The 22,734-nt window shown below is 68.1% G+C and carries 25 protein-coding genes and 1 tRNA gene; 13 read left to right on the top strand and 13 right to left on the bottom strand.

Features of this window, described 5'->3' with window-relative positions:
* Positions 1–120 precede the first annotated feature (120 nt).
* From GU927_RS05190 to GU927_RS05180, 3 genes are all read left to right on the top strand, one after another.
* Entirely contained in the window at positions 121–1,071 is a 951-nt protein-coding gene (locus GU927_RS05190) for a threonine-phosphate decarboxylase (protein ID WP_161761286.1), read from the top strand.
* Positions 1,068–1,976 (top strand): adenosylcobinamide-phosphate synthase CbiB, encoded by a 909-nt coding sequence (gene cbiB, locus GU927_RS05185; protein ID WP_161761285.1) that lies wholly within the window; start codon positions 1,068–1,070, stop codon positions 1,974–1,976. The genes GU927_RS05190 and cbiB overlap by 4 nt, the downstream gene beginning before the upstream one ends.
* Positions 1,977–2,041: 65 nt before the next feature.
* The gene (locus GU927_RS05180; RefSeq protein ID WP_161761284.1) at positions 2,042–3,205 is read left to right on the top strand and encodes a lytic murein transglycosylase; all 1,164 of its coding nucleotides are present in this window, start codon (positions 2,042–2,044) and stop codon (positions 3,203–3,205) included.
* Here GU927_RS05180 and GU927_RS05175 read toward each other — a convergent pair.
* The 3 genes from GU927_RS05175 to smc form a co-directional block, all read right to left on the bottom strand.
* Entirely contained in the window at positions 3,202–3,786 is a 585-nt protein-coding gene (locus tag GU927_RS05175) for a dimethylsulfonioproprionate lyase family protein (RefSeq protein ID WP_161761283.1), read from the bottom strand. The two genes, GU927_RS05180 and GU927_RS05175, sit on opposite strands and share 4 nt — an antisense overlap.
* 747 nt (positions 3,787–4,533) lie before the next feature.
* The gene (locus tag GU927_RS05170; protein ID WP_161761282.1) at positions 4,534–4,890 is read right to left on the bottom strand and encodes a hypothetical protein; all 357 of its coding nucleotides are present in this window, start codon (positions 4,888–4,890) and stop codon (positions 4,534–4,536) included.
* Positions 4,887–8,342, bottom strand: coding sequence for a chromosome segregation protein SMC (smc, locus tag GU927_RS05165; RefSeq protein ID WP_161761281.1), 3,456 nt, complete (start codon positions 8,340–8,342; stop codon positions 4,887–4,889). The genes GU927_RS05170 and smc overlap by 4 nt, the downstream gene beginning before the upstream one ends.
* Positions 8,343–8,820: 478 nt before the next feature.
* Between smc and GU927_RS05160 the strand changes: the two genes are divergently transcribed.
* Together GU927_RS05160 and GU927_RS05155 are read left to right on the top strand one after the other, a co-directional pair.
* Entirely contained in the window at positions 8,821–9,225 is a 405-nt protein-coding gene (locus tag GU927_RS05160) for a GFA family protein (RefSeq protein ID WP_161761280.1), read from the top strand.
* Positions 9,203–9,661, top strand: a complete 459-nt coding sequence (locus GU927_RS05155) for a GNAT family N-acetyltransferase (protein ID WP_161761279.1) — start codon at positions 9,203–9,205, stop codon at positions 9,659–9,661. The genes GU927_RS05160 and GU927_RS05155 overlap by 23 nt, the downstream gene beginning before the upstream one ends.
* A gap of 140 nt (positions 9,662–9,801) precedes the next feature.
* Here GU927_RS05155 and GU927_RS05150 read toward each other — a convergent pair whose 3' ends face one another.
* Genes GU927_RS05150 through GU927_RS05140 form a run of 3 tightly spaced genes read right to left on the bottom strand, consistent with a single transcriptional unit; the run spans position 9,802 to position 11,751 of the window.
* Entirely contained in the window at positions 9,802–10,278 is a 477-nt protein-coding gene (locus GU927_RS05150; protein WP_161761278.1) for a DUF2948 family protein, read from the bottom strand.
* Positions 10,278–11,549, bottom strand: coding sequence for a UDP-N-acetylglucosamine 1-carboxyvinyltransferase (murA, locus tag GU927_RS05145; RefSeq protein ID WP_161761277.1), 1,272 nt, complete (start codon positions 11,547–11,549; stop codon positions 10,278–10,280). The genes GU927_RS05150 and murA overlap by 1 nt, the downstream gene beginning before the upstream one ends.
* Positions 11,550–11,556: 7 nt before the next feature.
* Positions 11,557–11,751 (bottom strand): hypothetical protein, encoded by a 195-nt coding sequence (locus GU927_RS05140; RefSeq protein WP_161761276.1) that lies wholly within the window; start codon positions 11,749–11,751, stop codon positions 11,557–11,559.
* A 133-nt stretch (positions 11,752–11,884) separates the two neighbouring features.
* On the opposite strand from GU927_RS05140, the gene GU927_RS05135 reads away from it, so the two are divergent.
* A tRNA-Thr gene (locus GU927_RS05135) sits at positions 11,885–11,959 on the top strand.
* Between the two features lie 117 nt (positions 11,960–12,076).
* Here the strand turns inward: GU927_RS05135 and GU927_RS05130 are convergent.
* The 5 genes from GU927_RS05130 to folK all read right to left on the bottom strand — a co-directional run bounded on the left by GU927_RS05130 (position 12,077) and on the right by folK (position 16,758).
* Complete coding sequence (locus GU927_RS05130; RefSeq protein ID WP_161761275.1) at positions 12,077–12,832, bottom strand: pyridoxine 5'-phosphate synthase; 756 nt, start codon at positions 12,830–12,832, stop codon at positions 12,077–12,079.
* Positions 12,833–12,869: 37 nt separating this feature from the next.
* On the bottom strand, positions 12,870–13,526 hold the full coding sequence (locus GU927_RS05125) for a DUF2062 domain-containing protein (protein ID WP_232489127.1): 657 nt from the start codon (positions 13,524–13,526) through the stop codon (positions 12,870–12,872).
* A 70-nt stretch (positions 13,527–13,596) separates the two neighbouring features.
* Positions 13,597–15,714: a RelA/SpoT family protein gene (locus GU927_RS05120; RefSeq protein ID WP_161761273.1), complete on the bottom strand. Its 2,118-nt coding sequence runs from the start codon at positions 15,712–15,714 to the stop codon at positions 13,597–13,599.
* A gap of 31 nt (positions 15,715–15,745) precedes the next feature.
* Positions 15,746–16,099 carry a DNA-directed RNA polymerase subunit omega gene (rpoZ, locus tag GU927_RS05115; protein ID WP_161761272.1) on the bottom strand — a complete coding sequence of 118 codons (354 nt, stop codon included), beginning with the start codon at positions 16,097–16,099 and terminating at the stop codon, positions 15,746–15,748.
* Positions 16,100–16,173: 74 nt separating this feature from the next.
* Positions 16,174–16,758 (bottom strand): 2-amino-4-hydroxy-6-hydroxymethyldihydropteridine diphosphokinase, encoded by a 585-nt coding sequence (gene folK, locus GU927_RS05110; RefSeq protein WP_217765529.1) that lies wholly within the window; start codon positions 16,756–16,758, stop codon positions 16,174–16,176.
* 136 nt (positions 16,759–16,894) lie between these two features.
* On the opposite strand from folK, the gene GU927_RS05105 reads away from it, so the two are divergent.
* The 7 genes from GU927_RS05105 to GU927_RS05075 all read left to right on the top strand — a co-directional run bounded on the left by GU927_RS05105 (position 16,895) and on the right by GU927_RS05075 (position 21,241).
* Positions 16,895–17,470: a LabA-like NYN domain-containing protein gene (locus tag GU927_RS05105; protein ID WP_161761271.1), complete on the top strand. Its 576-nt coding sequence runs from the start codon at positions 16,895–16,897 to the stop codon at positions 17,468–17,470.
* Entirely contained in the window at positions 17,467–18,036 is a 570-nt protein-coding gene (locus tag GU927_RS05100; protein WP_217765528.1) for a hypothetical protein, read from the top strand. Before GU927_RS05105 ends, GU927_RS05100 begins: the two co-directional genes overlap by 4 nt.
* A gap of 45 nt (positions 18,037–18,081) precedes the next feature.
* On the top strand, positions 18,082–18,519 hold the full coding sequence (locus GU927_RS05095; protein ID WP_161761269.1) for a YqaA family protein: 438 nt from the start codon (positions 18,082–18,084) through the stop codon (positions 18,517–18,519).
* 64 nt (positions 18,520–18,583) lie between these two features.
* Positions 18,584–19,534, top strand: coding sequence for a 4-hydroxy-3-methylbut-2-enyl diphosphate reductase (ispH, locus tag GU927_RS05090; protein ID WP_161761268.1), 951 nt, complete (start codon positions 18,584–18,586; stop codon positions 19,532–19,534).
* A 1-nt stretch (position 19,535) separates the two neighbouring features.
* On the top strand, positions 19,536–19,991 hold the full coding sequence (locus GU927_RS05085; RefSeq protein ID WP_161761267.1) for a DUF3429 domain-containing protein: 456 nt from the start codon (positions 19,536–19,538) through the stop codon (positions 19,989–19,991).
* Positions 19,992–20,129: 138 nt separating this feature from the next.
* Complete coding sequence (gene rnhA, locus GU927_RS05080) at positions 20,130–20,603, top strand: ribonuclease HI (RefSeq protein WP_161761266.1); 474 nt, start codon at positions 20,130–20,132, stop codon at positions 20,601–20,603.
* Positions 20,603–21,241 carry a trimeric intracellular cation channel family protein gene (locus GU927_RS05075; RefSeq protein WP_161761454.1) on the top strand — a complete coding sequence of 213 codons (639 nt, stop codon included), beginning with the start codon at positions 20,603–20,605 and terminating at the stop codon, positions 21,239–21,241. Before rnhA ends, GU927_RS05075 begins: the two co-directional genes overlap by 1 nt.
* A 24-nt stretch (positions 21,242–21,265) precedes the next feature.
* On the opposite strand, the gene GU927_RS05070 is transcribed toward GU927_RS05075, so the two are convergent.
* Entirely contained in the window at positions 21,266–21,508 is a 243-nt protein-coding gene (locus tag GU927_RS05070) for a GlsB/YeaQ/YmgE family stress response membrane protein (protein WP_161761265.1), read from the bottom strand.
* Positions 21,509–21,727: 219 nt separating this feature from the next.
* Positions 21,728–22,720 carry an aldo/keto reductase gene (locus GU927_RS05065; RefSeq protein WP_161761264.1) on the bottom strand — a complete coding sequence of 331 codons (993 nt, stop codon included), beginning with the start codon at positions 22,718–22,720 and terminating at the stop codon, positions 21,728–21,730.
* Positions 22,721–22,734 lie beyond the last annotated feature (14 nt).

The raw sequence follows: 22,734 nt of genomic DNA, 5'->3' as shown, positions 1-22,734 counted from the left end.
AGATTTGTTAACGCCCCGTGGCGCAAAAGCCGCAACTCCGCCGCGTCCCGCTTGTTCCGCGCGCGCCCTGCCGCCCTCTGGCCAGTGGACAGCGCGCCCGCGATGGGGTTTCTGCCCCCCATGACGCAAGGAACACCCCGAATCGCAGACCCTGACCATGGCGGTGGCATCGACGCCGCCTGCCTGCGCTGGGGCGGTGCGCGGGCCGACTGGCTGGACCTGTCCACCGGCATCAACCCGCGCCCCTATCCGCTGCCCGAGCTGCCGCCCGACGCATGGACCGCGCTGCCCGACCGCGCCGCCTTTGCCGCGCTGGAAACCGCCGCGCGCCGCTTCTGGTCCGTGCCCGACGGGGCGGCCGTCGTCGCGGCCTCCGGTGCCTCGGCGCTCATCGCGCGCATTCCGGCGCTGATGCCGCCCGCCCGTGTGGCGATCCCCGCCCCGACCTATAACGAACACGCCCGCGCCTTCCGCGCCTGCGGCTGGACCGTCGCCGATGACGCGACCGAAGCCCGCGTGGTCGTCCACCCCAACAACCCCGATGGCCGCCTGCACCCCGCGCCGGACACGGCCCTTGCCGTGATCGACGAAAGCTTCTGCGACGTGCTGCCCGATCTGTCCCACATCGCCCGCGCCACCCGCCGCGGGACCGTCATCCTCAAGAGTTTCGGCAAGTTCTGGGGCCTCGCCGGTGCGCGTCTGGGCTTTGCCATCGGCGATCCCGTGCTGATCGACCGCCTGCGCCCCATGATCGGGCCATGGTCCGTGTCCGGCCCCACCCTTGCCATCGCCACCGCCGCCCTGTCCGACGATGCATGGGCCGACGCCACCCGCAGCCGCCTTGCCGCCGATGCCGCGCGGCTTGACGCGATGATGCAGGCGGCCGGCACCACCTCGCTGGGCGGTACCACGCTCTTCCGCCTTTATGACACCGACGATGCCGCCCGCTGGCAGGACCGCCTTGCCCGCCACCGCATCCTGTCGCGCATCTTTCCCTATTCCGGCCGCTGGCTCCGTCTTGGCCTGCCCGACGGCGACGGCTGGACCCGCCTGCAAGAGGCGCTGGCATGAGCGCGACCCTTCTCCTTCCCGCCATGCTGCTGGACGCCGCACTGGGCGAGCCGAAATGGCTCTGGGACCGCTATCCGCATCCCGCCGTCCTGATGGGCCGCGCCATCGGCTGGGCCGACCGGCGCTTCAACCGCGGCGGCCACAAGCGCCTCAGAGGGGCTGCCACCATGGCGGCCCTCGGGCTGGCGGCCATGACGCTCGGCTGGCTCATCCACATCGTTCCCGATTTCGGGCTGCTTGAAATCATCGCCGCCGCGATCCTTCTGGCGCAGAAATCGCTGGTCCAGCATGTCCGCGCCGTGGCCGACGAATTGCGCCTGTCCCTGCCCGGCGGCCGCCGTGCCGTGTCCATGATCGTGGGCCGCGACACCGCAAATCTGGACGAACCCGCCGTCGCCCGCGCCGCCATCGAAAGCGCGGCCGAGAACCTGTCGGACGGCGTCATCGCCCCCGCCTTCTGGTTCCTGATCGGCGGTCTGCCCGCGCTGATGCTCTACAAGATCACCAATACCGCCGACAGCATGATCGGCCACCGCACCCCGCGGCACGAGGAATTCGGCTGGGCCGCGGCGCGCTTTGACGATCTGCTGAACCTGATCCCCGCGCGGCTGACGGCGCTGCTGATCGCGCTGACGCATGGCTGGGCCGATCCGCGCCCCATCCTGCGCGACGCGCCGCTGCACCGCTCGCCCAATGCAGGCTGGCCCGAGGCGGCCATGGCCGTGATCCTCGACACCGCGCTCTCCGGTCCGCGCGCCTATCACGGCGAGATGCGCCCCTATCCATGGGTCTGGCCCGAAGGCAACCGCACCCCCACGCCCGACACGGTGGATGCGGCCTGTGCCGCGCTCTGGCGGGCATGGGCGGGGATGTTCGCCCTTGCTGCCGTGATCGCGGTCTTCTGATCGCGCGGCGGTTGCAGCCTGCCGCCGCCCCGCCTAGGCTCCGCCGCCACAGTCAGGAGTAGCCCATGCGTTTCGCCCTTCCGCTTGCCCTTGTCCTCGCCGGCCCTGCCATGGCCGCCACCCCCTGCGGCGGCGATTTCGGCGCATGGGTTGTCGCCCTCAAGGCCGAGGCCACCGCCAATGGCATCCCCGCCGACACCGCCGATGCCTTCTTCGCGGGCCTCTCGCCCGATGCGCGCGTGCTCAGGGCCGACCGTTCGCAAGGGGTGTTCCGCAAGAGCTTTCTGGACTTTTCCCAAAGCCTGATCTCGCGCGACCGTCTGGTGCGGGGCCGCGCGCTGGCCGACCAGTGGGACGCCGTCTTTGCCCGTGCCGAGGCGGAATACGGCGTCCCGCGCGGCATTCTTCTGGCCTTCTGGGCCTTTGAAACCGATTACGGCGCGGTGCAGGGCGATTTCGAAACCCGCCGCGCGCTGGTCACGCTGGCCCATGACTGCCGCCGCCCCGACCTGTTCCGCCCGCAGGTGCTCGCCGCGCTCGAGATGCACCGTCTGGGCGAATTCGACCTCGACACCACCGGCGCATGGGCGGGCGAGATCGGCATGGTCCAGATGCTGCCCGGCGACATCCTTGCCCGCGGGGTGGATGGTGACGGCGACGGGCTGGTCACGCTGAAAACCTCGGTCCCCGACGCGCTGCTGTCGGGCGCGAAGATGCTGCAACACCACGGCTGGCAGGCCGGTCAGCCGTGGATGCAGGAAGTGATCCTGCCCGACACCTTCGACTGGGCGCTGACGGGGCTGGAAACCGAGTTGCCGGCTGAACAATGGGCCGCCATGGGCGTGCAGGTCCGCGCGGGCACCGTGTCGAACGGCATCCCCGCCTCGATCCTGCTGCCGCAGGGGCGCAAGGGGCCCGCCTTCCTGATCTACCCCAATTTCCGCACGCTGTTCGAGTGGAACAAGAGCTTCGTCTACGTCACCACCGCCGCCTATTTCGCCACCCGCCTGACGGGGGCAGAGCCCTATCTGGCAGGCAATCCCGACCCCGCCCTGTCCGTGGACCAGATGAAGGCGCTCCAAGGAAAACTAGCCGCCCTCGGCCATGACGTTGGGGCGATCGACGGCATCCTCGGCGCGGCCACGCGGATCGCCGTGCAAAAGGAACAGGCCCGCCTCGGCCTGCCCGCCGATGCATGGCCGACGGTCGAACTCTTGGACAAACTCTAGACCGGCAGGAACCACAGGGCGAGGAAGGGCCCATCCCCCGACCGCATCGCATGGCGGATGCCGGGCGGGTTGTAGATCAGCCCCGCCTCCCCCGGATCGGTCCAGTCCATCGCTGCATTCCACCATTCGCCGGGGGCAAGCGACAGATAGACCTCTTCCGGCGGGTGGTCATGGTCGACATAGGTCACCCGTGGCGCCATCACCGTCGCGCCGATCCACAGATCCGCCCGGTCCTCCAGCCCGCCCGGTCCGAAGATCATCGCATTGGCATGCCCGTCCCAGAACGCCCGATCCGCAGGATCCGCCGAAAGCCGCCGCTTCCACTCCAACCGGTCCACCAACGCGCCGAAGGCATCCGCCACCTTTGCCCGCGGTCCCCGCGCGGCCCCCGCCAGTGCGGGCGCGATCCAGTCGCAGACCGGCAAGCGCGCGGCAGCAGTTCCGCTGGCCCCGCCAACCCGTTCGCGACAGCGCGAGAACACCCGTCCCGCCGCCATCCCCGCCACCGACCCCTCCGGCGCGGACACCGTCACCGCCGCCTCTGCCGCCTCCAGAAACTGCCCAAGCCCCGCATCCCGCATTGCATCACCCCTTGTCCGCCCGCCAACCTTGCGCCAGCCAACGCCCCGCCCGCAATTCCGTTTCCGACACGGGCTAGCCTACCCCGCTCCGCCCCGGCTCCGTCTGGTTAACCATGGTATTCAGGTAGGCTTTACAGCCCAGAAGACACAGGGCATGGTATTGGCACTGTAGTTCTTCTTTCAGGATCACCTCCTGAAAACAGCCCGGCGCAGTTGCTGCTGCGCCGGGCTTACTTTTTCACGGGCCTATTGCCCGATCCAAAGGCGAAGGATGGAAACCAGCAGCGTCCCCGCTGCGATGATGACCATCCATTTCCTGTAGTTCCTCAAATCCAGTCCGATCACCTCCATCCACCGCAACGGTTTGCGGCAGGGCCACGCTAGCCGTCGAAGCGTTAAGAACCGGTCAAGGTAAACCCGCCCCAGCGCTGCAAGGCGCGGTTAACCAAACCGCCTGCGCCCGCTTTACATGGCCGCGATCAAAGGGCATCCTCTCGGCATCTATAGTCCGAATGTTCAGGGTCACCTCCTGAAAAGAACCCGGCGCAGTTGCCTCTGCGCCGGGTTTCCTTTTTCACGGGTTACTGCCCGATCCAAAGGCGCAGGATGGAAACCAGCAGCGTTCCCGCCGCGATGATGACCATCCATCTTCTATAGTCCCTCATGTCCAGTTCGATCACCTCCAGTCACCGCAAGGGCTTGCGGCACCGGAACCCTACGAACGGCGAATGAATAAAATCTTGGGGATCACATCCCGTGCACGGGCCTCTGCCGCCGCCGCCAGACCACCGCCGCCTGCGATGCCGCCCGCACCAGCCCGCGCCAGACCTCCAGCCCCGCCGCCACATCGGCCCCTTCGGCCAGCACCATCACCAGCCGCGTCTCGCCCGCCTCGATGTCCAGCCGCCCCGCCGGATTGGCCCGCATCCAGTCCGCCCGCTCCCCCTCGGTCGCCCGCACCGCAAAGCGCAGCGCGAACCGCCAGCCCCCCGCGACCTCCACGGTAAATTCCGGCGCCTCGGCCCCGTCGCGGGCATAGACCACCGCCCCCTCGCGCTCCACGCCCGCAAAGCCCGCGGCGACCAATGCCTCTTCCACCGTCACGCCACCAAGGCCTCGGCCTTCTTCAGGTCGACCGACACAAGCTGGCTCACCCCCTGTTCCTGCATCGTCACGCCGAACAGCCGGTCCATCCGCGCCATCGTCACCGCATGGTGCGTGATGATCAGGAACCGCGTATCCGTCCGCCGCGTCATCTCGTCCAGCAGATCGCAGAAGCGCGTCACGTTGGCATCGTCCAGCGGCGCGTCCACCTCGTCCAGCACGCAGATCGGCGCGGGGTTCGCCAGGAAGACCCCGAAGATCAGCGCCAGCGCCGTCAGCGTCTGCTCCCCCCCGGACAGCAGCGACAGCGTGGCCAGCTTCTTGCCCGGCGGCTGGCACATGATCTCCAGCCCCGCTTCCAGCGGATCGTCCGATTCCACCAGCACCAGCCGCGCCTCGCCCCCGCCGAACAGATGGGTGAAGAGGGTCGAGAAATTCGCATTCACCTGCTCGAAGGCCGTCAGCAGCCGCTCGCGCCCCTCGCGGTTCAGCCCCGCAATGCCGGCGCGCAGCTTCTTGATCGCCTCTTCCAGATCGACCTTTTCCTTGACCAGCGTGTCGTATTCCTCCGACACCGCCTTGGCATCCTCTTCCGCCCGCAGGTTCACCGCACCTAGCGCCTCGCGCTGCCGCTTCAGGCGGTTCACATCGGCATCCAGCGCCTCGGCATCCGGCATCTTCTCCGGATCCGCCTTCAGCGTATCCAGCAATTGATCCGGCGTGCTCTCGGTCTCCTCCATGATCCGCTCGGCGGCATAGGCGACCGTCTCGCGCGCGGCATCCATCCGCGCCTCGGCCCTTGCGCGCGCCTCGCGCGCCTCGCCCGCCGCCCGCTCGGCCTCACGCTCGGCCATCTGCGCGTCGCGCAGCGCGCCCTCCGCCTCGGCCAGCGCATCCGCCGCCACGCGCCGCCGTTCCTCGGCGGCGGAAATCGCCTCCAGCAATTCCTCGCGCTTGATGGCAATCTCTTCTGGCGCGGCGCTGGCCTCGGCCAGTTCCTCCTCCGTCTCGGCCTTCCGCTCCGCCAGTTCGGCGATGCGCTTTTCCGCCGTCTCCAGCCGGTGACGCCAGCCCGACAGCTCCTTCACCGCCTCCTGCCGCCGCCTGACCCGCGCCTCGCCCTCGCGGCGCAACTCGTCATGCGCCGACCGGCGGGTCAGCATGGCCAGACGCGCCGCCTCGACCGCGACCTTCGCCGCCTCCACGGCATTGCGGGCGGCCTCCAGATCGCCCAGATCGCCCATCGCCGCCTCGGCCTCACGCAGCCGCGCCCGCGCGCCCATCGCCTCGTCCTCGAACCGCGCCACGGCAAGACGCGCGGCCTCCAGCTTGCCGCCCGCGATGGACTTGTCCGCCTCGGCCCGCGCCGCCGCGCGGTTCGCCTCGGTCACGCGCTGATCCGCCGCCCGCCGCGCATCGCGCGCCAACTGGTCCGCCCGCGCCAGATCCGCCAGCCGCGCCTGCAAGGCCTCATGCGCCTGCCGCGCCCCGTCGGCCCGCGCCGCGACCTCTTCCAGGTCGCGCTTCAACTGCACCAGCCGGTTCAACTGCTGCAACCGCAGCGCGGCGGCCGATGGCGCATCCTCCGCCCCCGCGCGGAACCCGTCCCAGCGCCACAGATCGCCCTCGCGGGATACCAGCCGCTGCCCGGGCAACAGCGCCGCCTGCAAGGCCGCCCCCTGCGCGCGGTCTACCAGCCCGATCTGCCCCAACCGCCGCGCCAGAACCCCCGGCGCCTTCACATGCGCCGACAGCCGCGCCACGCCGCCGGGCAAACCCTGCGGCGCATCATAATCCGCCAGCAGGGCCCAGCCCGACCGCCCCTCGGCCCCCACCTCCGGCGCGCGCAGGTCATCGGCCAGCGCGGCACCCAGCGCCTTCTCATACCCCGGCTCCACCTCCAGCCGGTCCAAGAGCTGCGTCCCCGCCGACGCCTCCCGCTCCACCAGCCGCGCCAGCGCCGCCACCTCGGCGCGCAGCGCATTGGCCTCGCCCTCGGCGGCAGACCGCGCCGCCCGCGCCTCGGCCTCGCGCCCCTGCGTCTCGGCCCGCGCCACCTCCGCCTGCTCCAGCAGAGCCTCGGCTTCCTCGGCCTGCGCGACCGCCACCTCCTGCGCCTCTTCCGCCGCCTCGAAGGCCTCCGCCGCCAAAGCCAGCGCCTCGACCGCGCCCTCCACCGCCTCGCGCGCGGCCAAGGCCTGCGCCTCGGCCTTGTCCAGCGTCCCGCGCGTATCGGAAAGCATCCGCTGCGCCGACTGGTGCCGCGCCGCCAGCCGCGCCGAATCCTCCGTCGCCTGCGCCAAAAGCGCCTCGCGGTCGCCCAGCACGGCCCCCGCCTCGCGCGCGGCCTCTGCCGCCTCGGCCAGCCGCTCCTCATGCCCGTCATGGGCACGCGCCAACTGCTCGATCTCCCAATCCAGCCGGGAAATCGTCTCGCCCGCGTCGCGGTTCAGCCCCGCCTCGCGCTCCATGTCGCGCACCAGCTGCTCGATCCGCCCGCGCAGCGTCTCGATCATCGCCCGCGCCCGCGCCTCCTGTTCGGCCAGCCCGTCGCGCTGCACCACCAGCCTTTGCAGGATGGCCGACGCAATCGCCTCCTCCTCGCGCCGCGAGGGCAGCCCATCCTCGCGCCCCTCGCGCGCCTTGCCCGCCGCCCGCGCCGCGGCTTCCGCCTGGCTGGCCGCCACCAGCCGCGCGCGCAGCACGCCCTCGGCCTCCAGCCGCGCCATCTCGGCCTCGCGCCAGCGGCGATAGAGCAGCATCCCCTCGGACCGCCGCAACTCCTCGCCGATCTCGCGATAGCGCGCCGCCTGCTTGGCCTGCCGGTTCAGCGTGGCCAACTGCTGCGCCAACTGCTCCAGCACGTCATCGACGCGGGTCAGGTTCTGTTCGGCCCCCTGCAGCTTCAGCTCCGCCTCGTGCCGCCGCGCATAAAGGCCGGAAATCCCCGCCGCTTCCTCCAGCACGCGCCGCCGCGCCTTGGGCTTGGCGTTGATCAGTTCCGAAATCTGCCCCTGCCGCACCAGCGCCGGACTGTGCGACCCGGTCGAGGCATCCGCAAACAGCATCTGCACATCGCGCGCCCGCACGTCCTTGCTGTTGGCCTTGTAGGCCGACCCCGCATCGCGGGTGATCCGCCGGACGATCTCGATCTGGTCGGCATCGTTGAAGCCCGACGGCGCCAGCCGGTCCTGATTGTCCAGCACCAGCGCCACTTCGGCGAAATGCCGCGCGGGGCGCGTGGCGGCCCCGGCGAAGATCACATCCTCCATGCCGCCGCCGCGCATGGCGGTGGGACGGTTCTCGCCCATCACCCAGCGCAGCGCCTCCAGCAGGTTCGACTTGCCACAGCCGTTGGGGCCGACCACGCCCGTCAGCCCCTCGTGGATCACCAGATCCGTGGGGTCGACAAAGCTCTTGAAACCGTTCAGCCGCAACCGTGTAAAGCGCAAGGCGGGCAATCCCCGGATGATTCCGTCAATCCCGCATGGTCCGACCGATCCCCCGCCCCGTCAACCGCCCCCACACCGCATCTCGGCGGATTGGCGCGCTTATCCCCAAGATATTGCGGATCCGCAGCCCATGGCGCGACCAGAGGACCGACGCGAAACTGTCCAGTGGACAGTTTCGTCGGGGCGATTGCGGCTGAGGCTTTGAGGCCGCAAGGGGCCATCCGATATGGCGAAGGCCGGGGCACGGGCCGCGCCCGCCCCGGTGGGGGGCGGCCCGTGCGCGGGCGCACGGGCAAAGCTGGCCCCACCCGCCCGCAAGAGCGCGCGACGATGGTCGCGCGCCACAACCCGATCTCCCCCGCCCCCACCCGGCGCCCCGCCTCGCCCCTCCCGCGCTTCCCTCCCCCTCGTGGGGAGGGAGAGGGTGGGGGGCCACCCCCCCTTCCCGACACACGCCCCCCGCGCTACCCTTCCGCCCATGACTCCGCCCATCACCGGCCGCTGCCTCTGCGGTGCCATCACCTACCGCGCCGACGCCCCGCCGCTCTGGCAGATGCACTGCCACTGCGACAGTTGCCGCCGCACCACCGGTTCCGCCTTCGCCTCCTTCTTCGGCCTGCGCGACGGCACGTGGCGCTGGACAGGCCGCACCCCCGCCACCTACCCCTCCTCCCTCGGCACCGAACGCCTCTTCTGCCCCGCCTGCGGCACGCCCATGGCCTACCGCTCCACCCGCTTTCCCGCCGAAACCCACCTCTACGCCGGCACGCTCGACCATCCCGAAACCTACTGCCCCACCGCCCATGTCCACTGCGCCGAAGCCCAGCACTGGGCCGACATCCACGACGGACTCCCCCGCCATGCAGCCACATCGGGCGACTGATCCCTACGACTGGCCCGCGGTGCTTGCCTTGCTGCACCGCGCCTTCGCGCCGATGGAGGGGGTGATCGACCCGCCCTCCTCGCTCCACCGCCTGACCGCCGAAGACATCGCCGCCCAGTCCCGCAGCGGCGAGGTCTGGGTGATCGGCGCCCCCGCCATCGCCTGCGTCTTCCTGACGCCCAAGGCCGATGCGCTCTATGTCGGCAAACTGGCGGTGGACCCGTCGCAGCAGGGCAGGGGCCACGCCCGCGCGCTGATCGGGATTGCCGCCACCCGCGCCCGCGCCTTGGGCCTGCCCGCGCTGGAATTGCAGGCCCGCGTCGAACTGGCGGCCAACCACGCGACCTTCACCGCGCTCGGCTTTACCCGAACCGGCGCCACGGCCCATGCGGGATATGACCGCCCGACCTCCTATACCTTCCGGCGACCGGTCTGACCCCTGTGCGCTGGCGCACGCTTAACCATGAACCGGCCCGCTACCCTGCCGGAATTTGTATGCACAATCTGCGGTACAGCCAGCGGCACAATGGCCGGTACGGCTGATCCGGACAAAATCCCGCCGGTTCAAAGGCTTGCTTAATCCCGATGCTCGGGCTTCCGGCGGCTCGGCGCGACATAGGGCTTGGTGACGTCATGCAGCGTGACCTCCAGCGCCTCGACCTCCACCCGCACCGCGCCATCGCCCGCCAGAACGAGTGTCACCGCCCCCGTCCCGTCCTCGCCCGCCTCCCAGCCCAGCGACAGGATCGACAGCACCGTTTCCGGGTCGCCGCGGTCGATCCCCTGCGACCGCACCGCCCCCGCATCCTCGATCACCAAAAGCGCGCGGACCCGTTCATAGGGCCGCTTCGCCGCCTCGGCGGCCTCGCGGTCCTCCCAGCGGAAGCGGTTGACAAGACAGGCAAATCTGCGCTTCCCGCGCTCCCATTTCAGGTCCGCGCCGGTCAGCACGGCATCCTGCACCAGCGCGGAAATGATCGCCAGATCATCCCCGTCCCGCGCCACAAGGTTCAGCGGCCCGACCTCCCCGTCCTCAAAGCGCGCGTCGGCCATCAGTTGCCCTTGATCCGTTCGATCTTCGCCCCGCAGGCCGACAGCTTCTCCTCGACCCGCTCATATCCGCGGTCCAGATGGTAGACGCGGTTGACCACCGTCTCCCCCTCGGCCGCCAGTCCGGCAAGGATCAGGCTGACCGATGCCCGCAGGTCCGTCGCCATCACCGGCGCGCCCTTCAGCCGGTCCACCCCCGTCACCGTCGCGGTGCCGCCATGCACGTCGATCCTGGCCCCCATCCGCATCAGCTCGGGCGCATGCATGAACCTGTTTTCAAAGATCTTTTCCTCCAGCACCGACACGCCCTCGGCGGTGCAGAGCAGCGCCATCATCTGCGCCTGAAGGTCGGTCGGAAAGCCGGGGAAGGGCTCGGTCGTGACATTCACGGCCTTTACCCGCCCGTTGCGGCGGCTGACCTTCAGACCGCGTTCGGTCTGGGTGACGTTGATGCCGGCCTCGTCCAGCTTCTCGGCAAAGGCGCCGACAAGATCCAGCGTTCCGCCCAGACATTCCACCTCGCCGCCACAGATCGCGGGAACCAGCATATAGGTGCCCAGCTCGATCCGGTCCGTCACCACGGGATGCGTCGCGCCATGCAACCGGTCCACCCCCTGCACGGTGATGGAGGATGTCCCCTCACCCTCGATCTCGGCCCCCATCTTGCGCAGGCAGCGGGCCAGATCAACGATCTCCGGCTCGCGCGCGGCGTTCTTCAGCACGGTCGTGCCCTTGGCCAGCGTCGCGGCCATCAGCGCGTTTTCGGTAGCCCCGACAGACACAAAGGGAAATTCGACGACCGCCCCCTTCAGCCGCCCGCCCGGTGCCTTGGCATGGACATAGCCCTCGCGCAGGTCCAGCTCCGCCCCCATCGCCTCCAGCGCCTTCAGATGAAGGTCCACCGGCCGCGCGCCGATGGCACAGCCGCCGGGCAACGAGACGACGGCGTGACCATCCCGCGCCAGCATCGGGCCAAGGACAAGGATCGACGCCCGCATCTTGCGGACGATGTCGTAATCTGCCGTGTGGTTGTCGATGTCATGCGACGACATGGCCAGCACCAGCCCGTCCTGAAGCGTCGCCACCTCGGCCCCCAGCGACTGCAGAAGCTGCGTCATGGTGCGGATGTCCGACAGCCGCGGCGCGTTGGTCAGCGTCAGCGGCTCCTCGGTCAGCAGCGTGGCGGGCATCAGCGTGAGGCAGGCATTCTTGGCCCCCGCGATCGGGATTACCCCGTTCAACGCGCCATTGCCCCTGACCAGAATCGAATCCATGCCCGCCTCACTCGCTCTCGTTGGGGGCGGTGTCGTCCGCCCCGTCATGCTGTTCCGCCCGTCCCGTGGACCGCGCCTTTGCCTGCGCCTTGCGCCGGGCCATATTGGCCTTGAGCGCGGCCTTCAGCCGTTCGTCCCGCGTCGTCACCGACGCCGGTTTCGCAGCCTTGGCAGCCTTGGGTTCCTGAGGTTTCGGGTTCATGGCCCCCTCCTATACGATGCCGGACAAAGGGTCCAGATTGTGCCGGAAAAAGGGGCGAGTTTGCACTTGCACCCGTCCGAGAACGCGGCTATTCACCCGCCACGTCGCGCGGGCCACCCGCAACCGACCCGGCGCTGCAGTAGCTCAGTGGTAGAGCACTCCCTTGGTAAGGGAGAGGTCGAGAGTTCAATCCTCTCTTGCAGCACCATCCATCCTATACCCAAAATTACGTGCACCAGACCTTCCTTACGCGTCGGGGAAGCGTCGGCACTGCCGCTTTGCGGGCAGTGCCTTGGGTGTGGTCGGGGGCGGGATTGCCCGTCCGTCAGATCGCGGCGCGGGCGGTGTCCATGCGGCGGCGCATTTCGGAAATGGCGTCGTCGAGTCCGCGGAAGATCGCCTCGCCGATCAGGAAATGGCCGATGTTGAGTTCCATGATCTCGGGGAAGGCGGCGATGGGGGCCACGTTGTCATAGGTCAGGCCATGGCCGGCATGGACCTCCAGCCCCAGCGCATGGGCCAGTTTCGCCCCGCGGCGCAGTCCTTCGAGTTCCTCTGCCGCCTCGGCTTCGCGGCCTTCGGCGAGAAGTTCGGAATAGTGACCGGTGTGGAGTTCCACAACCGCCGCGCCGATCCTTGCGCTGGCCTCGATCTGGCGGGGGTCGTGGCCGATGAACATGGAGACGCGGGCGCCCGCCTCGCGCAGGGGGGCGATGTAGTCTGTCAGGCGGGAAAGGTCGCCTGCCACGTCGAGCCCGCCTTCGGTGGTGCGTTCCTCGCGCTTTTCGGGGACGAGGCAGACGGCGTGGGGCTTGTGGCGCAGCGCGATGGCCTGCATTTCCGCCGTCGCGGCACATTCGAAGTTGAGCGGGATGGAGATGCCTGCGACCAGCGCCTCGATATCGGCGTCGCGGATGTGGCGGCGGTCTTCGCGCAGGTGGGCGGTGATGCCGTCGGCGCCCGCAGCCTCGGCCAGCAGGGCGGCGCGGAGGGGGTCGGGCCATGCGGAGCCACGGGCGTTTCGTACGGTGGCGACATGGTCGATGTTCACGCCGAGGCGGAGCCGTCCGAGGGGTTTCATCTGCCGGTCTTTCCTGTGGTCACGGATCGGTGGGAAGCTAGGGCGCGGAAGGGGGGTCGTCATCCCCCGTGCCCTGCGGTGGATCGTTGCGATGGGTCAGTTTGGCCGCTGCAGCCGCCAAAGTCTCGCGCAGTTTGCGGCGGCGTTCGTGGCGTTCGTGGGATTTGGCGTCGCGGGCCTTCTGGTAGGCGACGACAAGCGGGATCGTCAGCCAGTAGAACAGCAGCGACAGCAGCAGGCCGGGACCGAGCGCACCAAGGAAATAGGGCACGTAGATTTCGTGCCAGAACTGGAGAAGCCCGTCCCAGCGGGTGTGTTCCGGCCCGAAAAGGGCGCGCACGTTGTACCACAGGTCCGCGCCCGCATTGGCAAAGGCCATGCCGATATATTCCGGCGAGAGCGGCTTTTCGATGCCCAGCATCCAGTGCCCCAGCGTCATGGCGAGGACCGCAAAGAAGGGCGTGGTCAAGGGATTGGTGTTGAAGGTGGCCAGAAGCGCGGCAAGCAGATTTCCCTTCATCAGCCGCGAGGCAAGCCATGCGGCGATGAACTGCATCCCGGGCAGGGGAAGGAAGCCCACGATCGACCCTGCAAAGACCCCGCGCGCGATGCGGTGGGGGCTGTCGGGCAGGCGGCGCATCCGGTGAAGCACGTATTGGGTTGCGCGTTTGAACCCGCCTTGCGGATAGACCATCTCGCGGGTCCATCCCCACAGGGTCCGAGGATTGCGCCGCTTGAAAACCAAGTCTCTCTCCCGTTGCCCGTCAGGGCTTGCGCGTCAGGTCGCGGTGACGGGAAATCTGGGCGACATCGGTCTCGGCCTCGAGCGCGGTCATGACCATGTGCAGATGTTCGACATCGCGAAGGTCCACATCGACGATGAGTCGATAATAGTCCGGCTTGCGGTCTGTGAACCTCAGGTCCGAGATATTGGCCTTCTGTTCGCCGATCAAGGTGCATATCCGTCCGAGCACGCCGGCATCGTTCGAAATGGTTATCTCCAGACTGACGGTATGGACGGCGGCATGGCGGCCGGAATGCCAGTGCAGGTCGACCCAACGGCCGGGCTGTTCCTCGAATTCTTCCAATGCGGGGCAGTCGATGGCGTGGACCACCACCCCCTGCCCGCGATAGGTGATGCCCACGATGCGTTCGCCCGGGACGGGCTGGCAGCAGGGGGCGCGGCGGAAGGACTGGTCGTCGGACAGGCCCACGACGGGGCGCGCGGCGTCGACCTCGTCATCCTGCGCGCGGACGAGTTCGGGGTAGAGCGTTTCCACCACGCGGCGCGCGGTGATCTCGGCGCTGCCGAGGCGGGCGAGAAGGTCAAGTTCGTCGGCAAGGCCCAGCATCTTGGCGGCGGTGCGCAGCGCCTTGTCGGTGGATTTCTTGCCGACATGGTCGAAGGCTGCGCGGGCGAGTTCCTGTCCAAGCTTGACGAAGCGGCCGCGGTCTTCCTCGCGAAGGGAGCGGCGGATGGCGGCCTTGGCGCGGCCGGTCGTGACGATGTCGATCCACGATGCCTGCGGGCGCTGGCCTTCGGCGGTGATGATCTCGACCGACTGGCCGTTCTTCAGGCGGGTCCAGAGGGGGACGCGGATGCCGTCCACCTTGGCCGAGACGCAGGAGTTCCCGATGCGGGTGTGGATGGCATAGGCATAGTCGAGCGGTGTGGCCCCGCGCGGCAGTTGCACCACGTCACCCTTGGGGGTGAAGCAGAACACCTGATCCGAATACATCTCCATCTTCACGTGTTCGAGGAATTCGTCGTGATCCTCGGCGTCGAAGCGTTCGGTCAGTTGCGCGATCCAGTTGGCGGGATCCACGGCAAAGGGGTTCACGGCGCGGACGCCTTCGCGATAGGACCAATGCGCGGCGACGCCGGCCTCGGCCACTTCGTGCATCTCGCGCGTCCTGATCTGCACCTCGACCCGCTTGCCGTCGCGGCCGGACACCGTGGTGTGGATGGAGCGGTAGCCGTTGGTTTTCGGCTGGCTGATGTAATCCTTGAACCGGCCCGGGACTGCGCGCCAGCGCTGGTGGATCACGCCGAGGATGCGGTAGCAATCCGCGACCGAGCCGCAGATGACGCGGAAGCCGTAGATGTCGGACAGGCGGGAAAAGGCGAGGTCCTTTTCCTGCATCTTGCGCCAGATGGAATAGGGTTTCTTGGCGCGGCCGTAGACGTCGGCCTCTATCTGGACCTTTTCCAGCTCGTTGCGGATGTCGGCGGTGATCTTGTGCACCACGTCGCCGGTTTCGCGTTGCAGCGTGATGAAGCGGCGGATGATGGAGTTGCGCGCGTCGGGGTTGAGGACGCGGAAGGCAAGGTCTTCGAGTTCCTCGCGCATCCATTGCATCCCCATGCGTCCGGCGAGGGGGGCGAAGATCTCCATCGTCTCGCGTGCTTTTTGCGCCTGCTTTTCCGGCTTCATCGACTTGATCGTCCGCATGTTGTGCAGGCGGTCGGCCAGTTTGACGAGGATGACGCGCAGGTCTTTCGACATGGCCATGAAGAGCTTGCGGAAGTTTTCCGCCTGCTGCGACTGGGCCGAGGAAAGCTGGAGGTTGGTGAGTTTGGTGACACCGTCGACGAGTTCGGCCACCTCTTCCCCGAACATCGTGGCGATGTCGGAATAGGTGGACCGCGTATCCTCGATCGTGTCGTGCAGAAGGGCCGTGATGATCGTGGCGTCATCCAGCCGCTGTTCGGTCAGGATGGCGGCGACGGCGACGGGATGGGTGAAATAGGGCTCGCCCGACTTGCGCAACTGGCCGTCATGCATCTGGAAGCCGTAGGCATAGGCCTTGCGGATCAGGTCGGCATTGGTGCGCGGGTTGTAGTTCCGGACGAGGGCGATGAGGTCTTCGACGTCGATCATCACCGCCCCACGGGACGGGCCGGAGCCCGTGTCAGTTGTCGCCCTGCGCTTCCATCAGCGCGCGGAGCAATTTCTCTTCGGACATGTCGTCCTGCATCGGACGGTCGATTTCACCCGACATGAGGAGGGCCATCTGGTCCTCTTCGGGTTCGTCGACCTCGATCTGGGTCTGGTGCGATTCGATCATGCGTTCGCGCAGGACCTCTGCCGACTGGGTTTCATCGGCAATCTCGCGCAGGGCGACGACGGGGTTCTTGTCGTTGTCGCGGTCGACGGTGATCGGCGAACCGGCCGCGATTTCGCGCGCACGATGGGCGGCGAGCATCACGAGTTCGAAACGGTTCGGCACCTTGTCAACGCAATCTTCGACCGTCACGCGGGCCATGAGCGACTCCAGTTCGGATGGGGGGCATGGAGTGGCCTATCTAGTCGCATCATGGGGGATTGACAAGCGTTGAATCAGGCAGGCAGCGGGCGGACTTCGGCAATGTCACGGGCAGGCAGGGCATCGCGCATTTCCGAAACGCTGCGGCCTGTTACGGGATGGCGCCAGTCGGGGGCCACATCGGCCAAAGGTACGAGGACGAAGGCGCGGTCCTGAAGGCGGGGATGGGGCAGGATCAGCCGGTCGGGGGCAAGGCGCGACTGCTCTGCGGGCGGCAGGTCGTGCCAGTGGTCCCATGTCGCGCGGTCGGGCAGGATGGCGGCCCCGCAGGCCAGCAGATCGAGATCCAGCGTCCGCATCCCCCATCGCGTGTCGCGGGTGCGTCCGTGGCGCGATTCGATGTCGTGCAGCAGGCCGAGCAGGCGGGCAGCGTCCCAACCCGCCGGAACCGGCGCCACTGCCGCGGCATTCACATAGTCCGGACCCGCCCCTGCCGGAAAGCAGGGTGTGGCGTAGAAGCGGCTTGCCCGCAAACCGGCCAGACCGGCGGCGGACAGGTCGTCCAGTGCCCGGCGCACGGTTGCCTGCGGCGGTTCGCCCGCCTGCGGCAGGTTTGCGCCGAGCGCGATCAGAATGCAGGAGTCGACGTCTGCCAACATGGTACCCTTTCGTATAGCCGAACTTGAATAGCTGAATGCCGTACTGATAGTTTTTCGCGCGTTCACCGCGTGTTTCCTACTTTGCCGTAGACCACTCAAGACGCGTTCGGGGAACTTTTTTCGAGGGGAACTTATAATGTTTTACAAAGACGAACGGCTTGCGCTGTTCATTGACGGATCGAACCTTTACGCAGCGGCCAAGGCTCTGGGCTTCGACATCGACTACAAGCTGCTGCGTCAGGAATTCATGCGGCGTGGCAAGCTGCTGAGGGCCTTCTACTATACCGCGCTGCTGGAGAATGACGATTACTCGCCCATCCGCCCGCTGGTGGACTGGTTGCATTACAACGGCTTCACCATGGTGACGAAGCCCGCGAAGGAATACACCGACAGCCAGGGACGGCGGAAGGTGAAGGGAAACATGGATATCGAGCTGACGGTCGATGCCATGGAACTGGCTCCGCGCGTCGACCATATCGTGCTGTTCTCGGGCGATGGCGATTTCCGCCCGCTGGTGGAAAGCCTGCAGCGGCAGGGCGTGCGGGTGTCGGTCGTGTCGACGATCCGCAGCCAGCCGCCGATGATCGCCGATGAACTGCGCCGTCAGGCCGACAATTTCATCGAGCTGGACGAGCTGCGCGAGGTGATCGGTCGCCCGCCCCGCGAAACCCGCCCGATGGAGCGGGAAGAGGCTGTGGTCGACGTCAAGTGACGACCCCGGAACCGGCTGGCGCGGTGACGGGTGGGGATCCGTCGCCGGTGCCGGAGGGCAGGGCCCCTGACCTTGTACTGGATTATGTGCTGGAGCCTGCCGATGCGCTGTCATGGGAGCGGCGCGATCCGCGCTATCGCAGGCGCAACCGTGCGGCCTATGCCGCGGCGGGTCTGTCGGGGATGTATCTGCTGAACACGGCGTCGCATCTGCTGCTTGACCTGCATATACTGCATTCGCTGCCCATGGCCTTTGTCGTTCTGGCCGCGCCTGCGGCGCTGGTCCGGGTCCTGTTGCGGCATGATCTGACGAAGCGGGCGCGGACGCGGTTGGCCGGCGCCGTGCAGGTGCGGCTCGAGGTGACGGGCGACCGGCTGGCGGAATGGCGGGCGGGGCAGGCGAAACCCGTGGCGTTGGGCGCGCGGGCGCTGCGGGTGGTGATGGCGACGGGGGGGCATGTCTTCCTGTCGACGGGGGGCGAGGTGGTCATCGTGCCGCGCAGGGCCTTTGCGTCGGATACCGAAATGGCGCGGTTCGCGCAGGATTGGGAAAACCGTCTGGGCTGACCGCTGTGGCTTGCGCTTGGTCGTGCGGGGCCTCATCTGGGGGACATGCTGTTCGGTTCTGCCCTTTTCGGTCTGTTCGTCGCCGCCTTCGTGGCCGCGACGCCCGTTCCGTTCCAGTCCGAGATCATCTTCGCGGGGCTGCTGGCGGCCGATCCTGCGGCGCTGTGGCCGATCCTGACCGTGGCTTCGGTGGGCAACGTGCTGGGGTCCTGCGTGAACTATGCGCTGGGGCGGGGGCTGGCGCGCTTGCCCCTGCCGGACCGGTGGCGGCCGTCGCCCGCCACGCTGGCGCGGGCCGAGGCGTGGTTCGGCCGCTGGGGGGTGTGGTCGCTGCTCTTGTCGTGGATGCCGCTGGGCGATGTGCTGACTGTGGTGGCGGGGACGTTGCGAACGCCCTTCTGGCTGTTCCTGCTGCTGGTCGCGCTGGCCAAGACGGGGCGCTATCTGGTGTTGGCGCTGGTGGTTCTGGGCGTGATCGGGTGAGGATCGGGTGGACCGCCCGCCGGTTTCGGCCTATTTCTGGCGCGACTGCCCGAAAGGATGCGTGATGAGCCTGCCGCCCCTGACCCTGTATCTCGCCGCGCCGCGCGGGTTCTGCGCGGGCGTGGACCGCGCGATCAAGATCGTCGAGATGGCGTTGGAGAAATGGGGCGCGCCGGTCTTTGTGCGGCACGAGATCGTCCATAACAAATTCGTCGTGGACGGGCTGCGCGCCAAGGGGGCGGTGTTTGTCGAGGAGCTGGACGACTGCCCGCTGGACCGGCCGGTGGTATTCTCCGCCCATGGCGTGCCCAAGGCCGTGCCGGCCGAGGCGGCAAAGCGCGAGATGATCGCGGTGGATGCGACCTGCCCCCTTGTCACCAAGGTGCATAACGAGGCGGCGCGGCATTACGAGAACGGCCTTCAGATGGTGATGATCGGCCATGCGGGCCACCCCGAGACGGTGGGGACCATGGGCCAGTTGCCGGAGGGCGAGGTGCTGCTGGTCGAGACGGTGGAGGACGTGGCGGGGCTGGTTGTGCGTGATCCGTCCAAGCTTGCCTTCATCACGCAGACGACGCTGTCGGTTGACGATACCGCCGATATCGCGGCGGCGCTGAAGGCGCGGTTTCCGGCGATCGCGGCGCCCGCGCATGACGACATCTGCTATGCGACGACCAACCGGCAGATGGCGGTCAAGGCCATGGCGGGGAAGATCGACGCGCTGCTGGTGATCGGGGCGCCGAATTCGTCGAATTCCAAGCGGCTGGTGGAGGTGGGGGCGAATGCGGGTTGTCCTTACGCGCAGCTGATCCAGCGGGCCACGGATATCGACTGGCGCGCGCTGGAAGGGATTCGCAGCGTGGGAATCACGGCAGGGGCGAGTGCGCCGGAGGTTCTAGTGAACGAGGTGATCGACGCCTTCCGCGCGCGGTTCGAGACGGTGGTCGAGATGGTCGAGACGGCGGTGGAGAACGTGGAGTTCAAGGTGCCGCGCATCCTGCGGGAGCCTGCGTGACGTGAAGGGAATTCCGGTTTCCGCGCTGACCCTCGGCCTTGCGGGGCTGATCCCGTTCCTCTGGGGGGCGGCGAATGTGGTCTGGCCTGCAAGCGGTGGATGGGTGGGCGCATGGCTGCCGCCGATGTTCCGCGGGACCTATGTCAGCCTGACCTACGGGGTGGTGATCCTGTCCTTCATGTCCGGCGTGCTGTGGGGCTTTGCCACGAAGGCGAAGGGGGCGAAGGCGGCGCTGGGCTATGCGCTGTCGGTGGTGCCTGCGCTGTGGGGCTTCATCATGGTTAATGGCGATCCGGCCAACGCGGCGGTGAATCTGTGGGCGGGCTTCGCGGGGCTTTTGATGCTGGACTGGTTCTTTGCGCAGCAGGGGTTGGCGCCCGCGTGGTGGATGCGGTTGCGGGTCTTGCTGAGCGCGGTGGTGCTGACCTGTCTGGCGGTGCCGATCCTGCTGGAGTGACGATTTTTCTGCGAAAAATCAGGGGGCTGTGCGCCCCCTCGGCGCTGCGCGCCTCACCCTGCAGGGTATTCGGGCCGAGATGAAGGGGCTTGTCGCGCAGGGGGGATGTTCCTACAGGGGGAGGAAAGGGAGCCGTCCATGCCAGAGCTTTTCGCCTATACCGATGGGGCCTGTTCGGGCAATCCCGGACCCGGGGGCTGGGGCGTGCTGCTGATCGCGCGCGAGGGGGGCGACGTGGTGAAGGAGCGCGAGCTGTCGGGGGGCGAGGCGCTGACCACGAACAATCGGATGGAATTGCTGGCGGCGATCTCGGCGCTGGAGACGCTGGCCAAGCCGTCGGAGATCACGGTGGTGACGGACAGCGCCTATGTGAAAAACGGCGTGACGGAGTGGATCCACGGCTGGAAGCGCAACGGATGGCGCACGGCGGGGCGCGATCCGGTGAAGAATGTCGAGCTTTGGCAAAGGCTTGACCTGGCGCAGGCGCGGCACAAGGTGCAGTGGCGCTGGATCAAGGGCCATGCGGGGCATGAGGAGAACGAGCGGGCGGATGCGCTGGCGCGGGCGGGGATGGCGCCGTTCAAGGGCAATACGGGCAAGGTGAAGGCGTGATCGGGTTGGTGCCCTTTCTGGACCTTGCCTCGGTCGCGGTCTTTGCGCTGACCGGTGCGCTGGTGGCGAGCCGGGCGCAACTGGATGTGGTGGGGTTCATCTTCGTGGCGGCGCTGACCGCGTTGGGCGGGGGGACGCTGCGGGATGTGATGCTGGGGCGCGAGCCGGTCTGGATCGGGCAGCCGCTGCTTTTGCTGGTTGCGGCGGTGGCGGCGGTGGTGGTGTTCTTTGGCGCGCACCGGCTGGAGAGCCGGTATAAGGCATTGGAATGGCTGGATGCTTTTGCCTTGGCCGTGGCCGTTCCGGCGGGGGTGGGGGTGGCTTTTGCGGAAGGGTTGGGCTGGCCTGTGGTTCTGGTGATGGGGATGGTCACGGGCTGTATGGGCGGGTTGATGCGGGATGTCGTGTGCAACGAGGTGCCGCTGGTGTTGAAGCAGGGCGAGCTTTACGTGACCTGCGCCTTTCTGGGGGCGCTGGTGGCGGTGGTGCTGGTGGCGCTGGGGATGCCGGCGGGGGTCGCGCTGGCCTTTTGCGCCGGTGTCGTGATGGTGCTGCGGGCGGGGTCGCTGGCGCTGGGCTGGCGGTTGCCGGTCTATCGCGCGCGGGCGCCGCGGGCCGAGACGCGCAAGCGCGACTGAAACTTCCTTTGATTTCTTAGTGGCTTAGCGGCGGCCTGTATAGGTCTGCCAAAGCCAGATGATGCCCATGGCACCAAGGATTGCCCCGACGGCAAGGGCCGCCCAGCCGGGGAAGATAGCGAGGAAGCGCAGGGCGAGCCAGCCCAACAGCGCGCCGCCGATGCCGAGGGCAATGGTGGTGGGGACATCCGTGCGGACCCGCATGAAGCGGGTGGCGAGGAAGCCCGCGGCGGCGCCGATGGTCACGATCAGGAGAAGGAGCGGCATGGGGACCCCGCGGTTCAGGCGGTTGCATGATGCCATGCGGCGGGGCGGGGGGCGAGGGGAAACGGGTGTACCGTCCGCTGTGCAGAGGGCTGTACCGCAAGGTGTCAGCACGCCGCGCACGGTATCGGCGGTTTGGCGCAACGGGGGGGCGGGGGCGCGCGGGGGACCGATGGCCGCCCGAAGTCCCGCGCGCCCCCGCGCGGGGGAGGGACGCGCCTGTCACCAGCGGTGGTGGACGTGGGGGGCGATGAGGCGGGTGTAGATGTCGCGGCAGGCGTCCATCGTGGCGGGGGGCAGCGGGGCGAGCGCGTCGGCCCCCGCGTTGGCGGTGCTCTGCGCCGCGGTGCGCGCGCCCGGGATCACGACGGTGGCGGCGTCCTGCATGAGGATCCAGCGCAGGGCGAACTGGGCCATGGTCGCGCCCTGCGGGACGAGGGGGCGCAATTCCTCGACCGCTTGCAGGGCCACGTCATAGGGCACGCCGGAGAAGGTTTCGCCCATGTCGAACGCCTCGCCGTTCCGGTTGAAGGCGCGGTGGTCGTCGGCGGCGAAAGTGGAGGTGGCGGTCATCTTGCCCGTCAGCATGCCCGAGGCGAGGGGGACGCGGATGATGGTGGCGACGCCGCGCGCCTGTGCCTCGCGGAAGAAGAGGGTGGCGGGGCGCTGGCGGAAGATGTTGTAGATGATCTGGACCGAGGTGCAGCCCGCATATTCGATGGCCTTCAGCGCCTCTTCGACCTTTTCGACCGAGACGCCCCAATGGGCGATCTTGCCCTTGGCGACGAGGGCTTCCAGCCCGTCGAAGAGGGCGGGGGTGTAGTAGACTTCGGTCGGCGGGCAGTGGAGTTGCACGAGGTCGAGGCAGTCGATCCCGAGGTTGGTCAGGCTGCGGTCGATGAAGGCTTCGATATTGGCGGGGGTGTAGCCTGCGGCGATGTGGGGCGAGAGGCGGCGGCCTGCCTTGGTCGCGACGAAGGGGCGGGGGCCGCCGCGGTCGCGCAGGACGTCGCGGATGATGCGTTCGGAGCGGCCGTCGCCATAGACATCGGCGGTGTCGATGAAGGTCATGCCCGCGTCGAGGGCGGCGTGGAGCGTGGCCTTGGCATCGTCTTCGGAGACGTCGCCCCAGCTGCCGCCGATGGCCCAAGCGCCGAAGCCTAAGCGGGTGACGGTCTGGCCGGTCTTGCCGAAGAGGGTGGTCGAGAGGGTCATGCTGCGCTCCGTTT

Origin of the sequence: Paragemmobacter amnigenus (assembly GCF_009908265.2) — a bacterium.
Lineage (GTDB): Bacteria > Pseudomonadota > Alphaproteobacteria > Rhodobacterales > Rhodobacteraceae > Paragemmobacter > Paragemmobacter amnigenus.
Note: the sequence above shows the minus strand (reverse complement) of the source record. Positions and strands in the feature narration are given on the sequence as shown.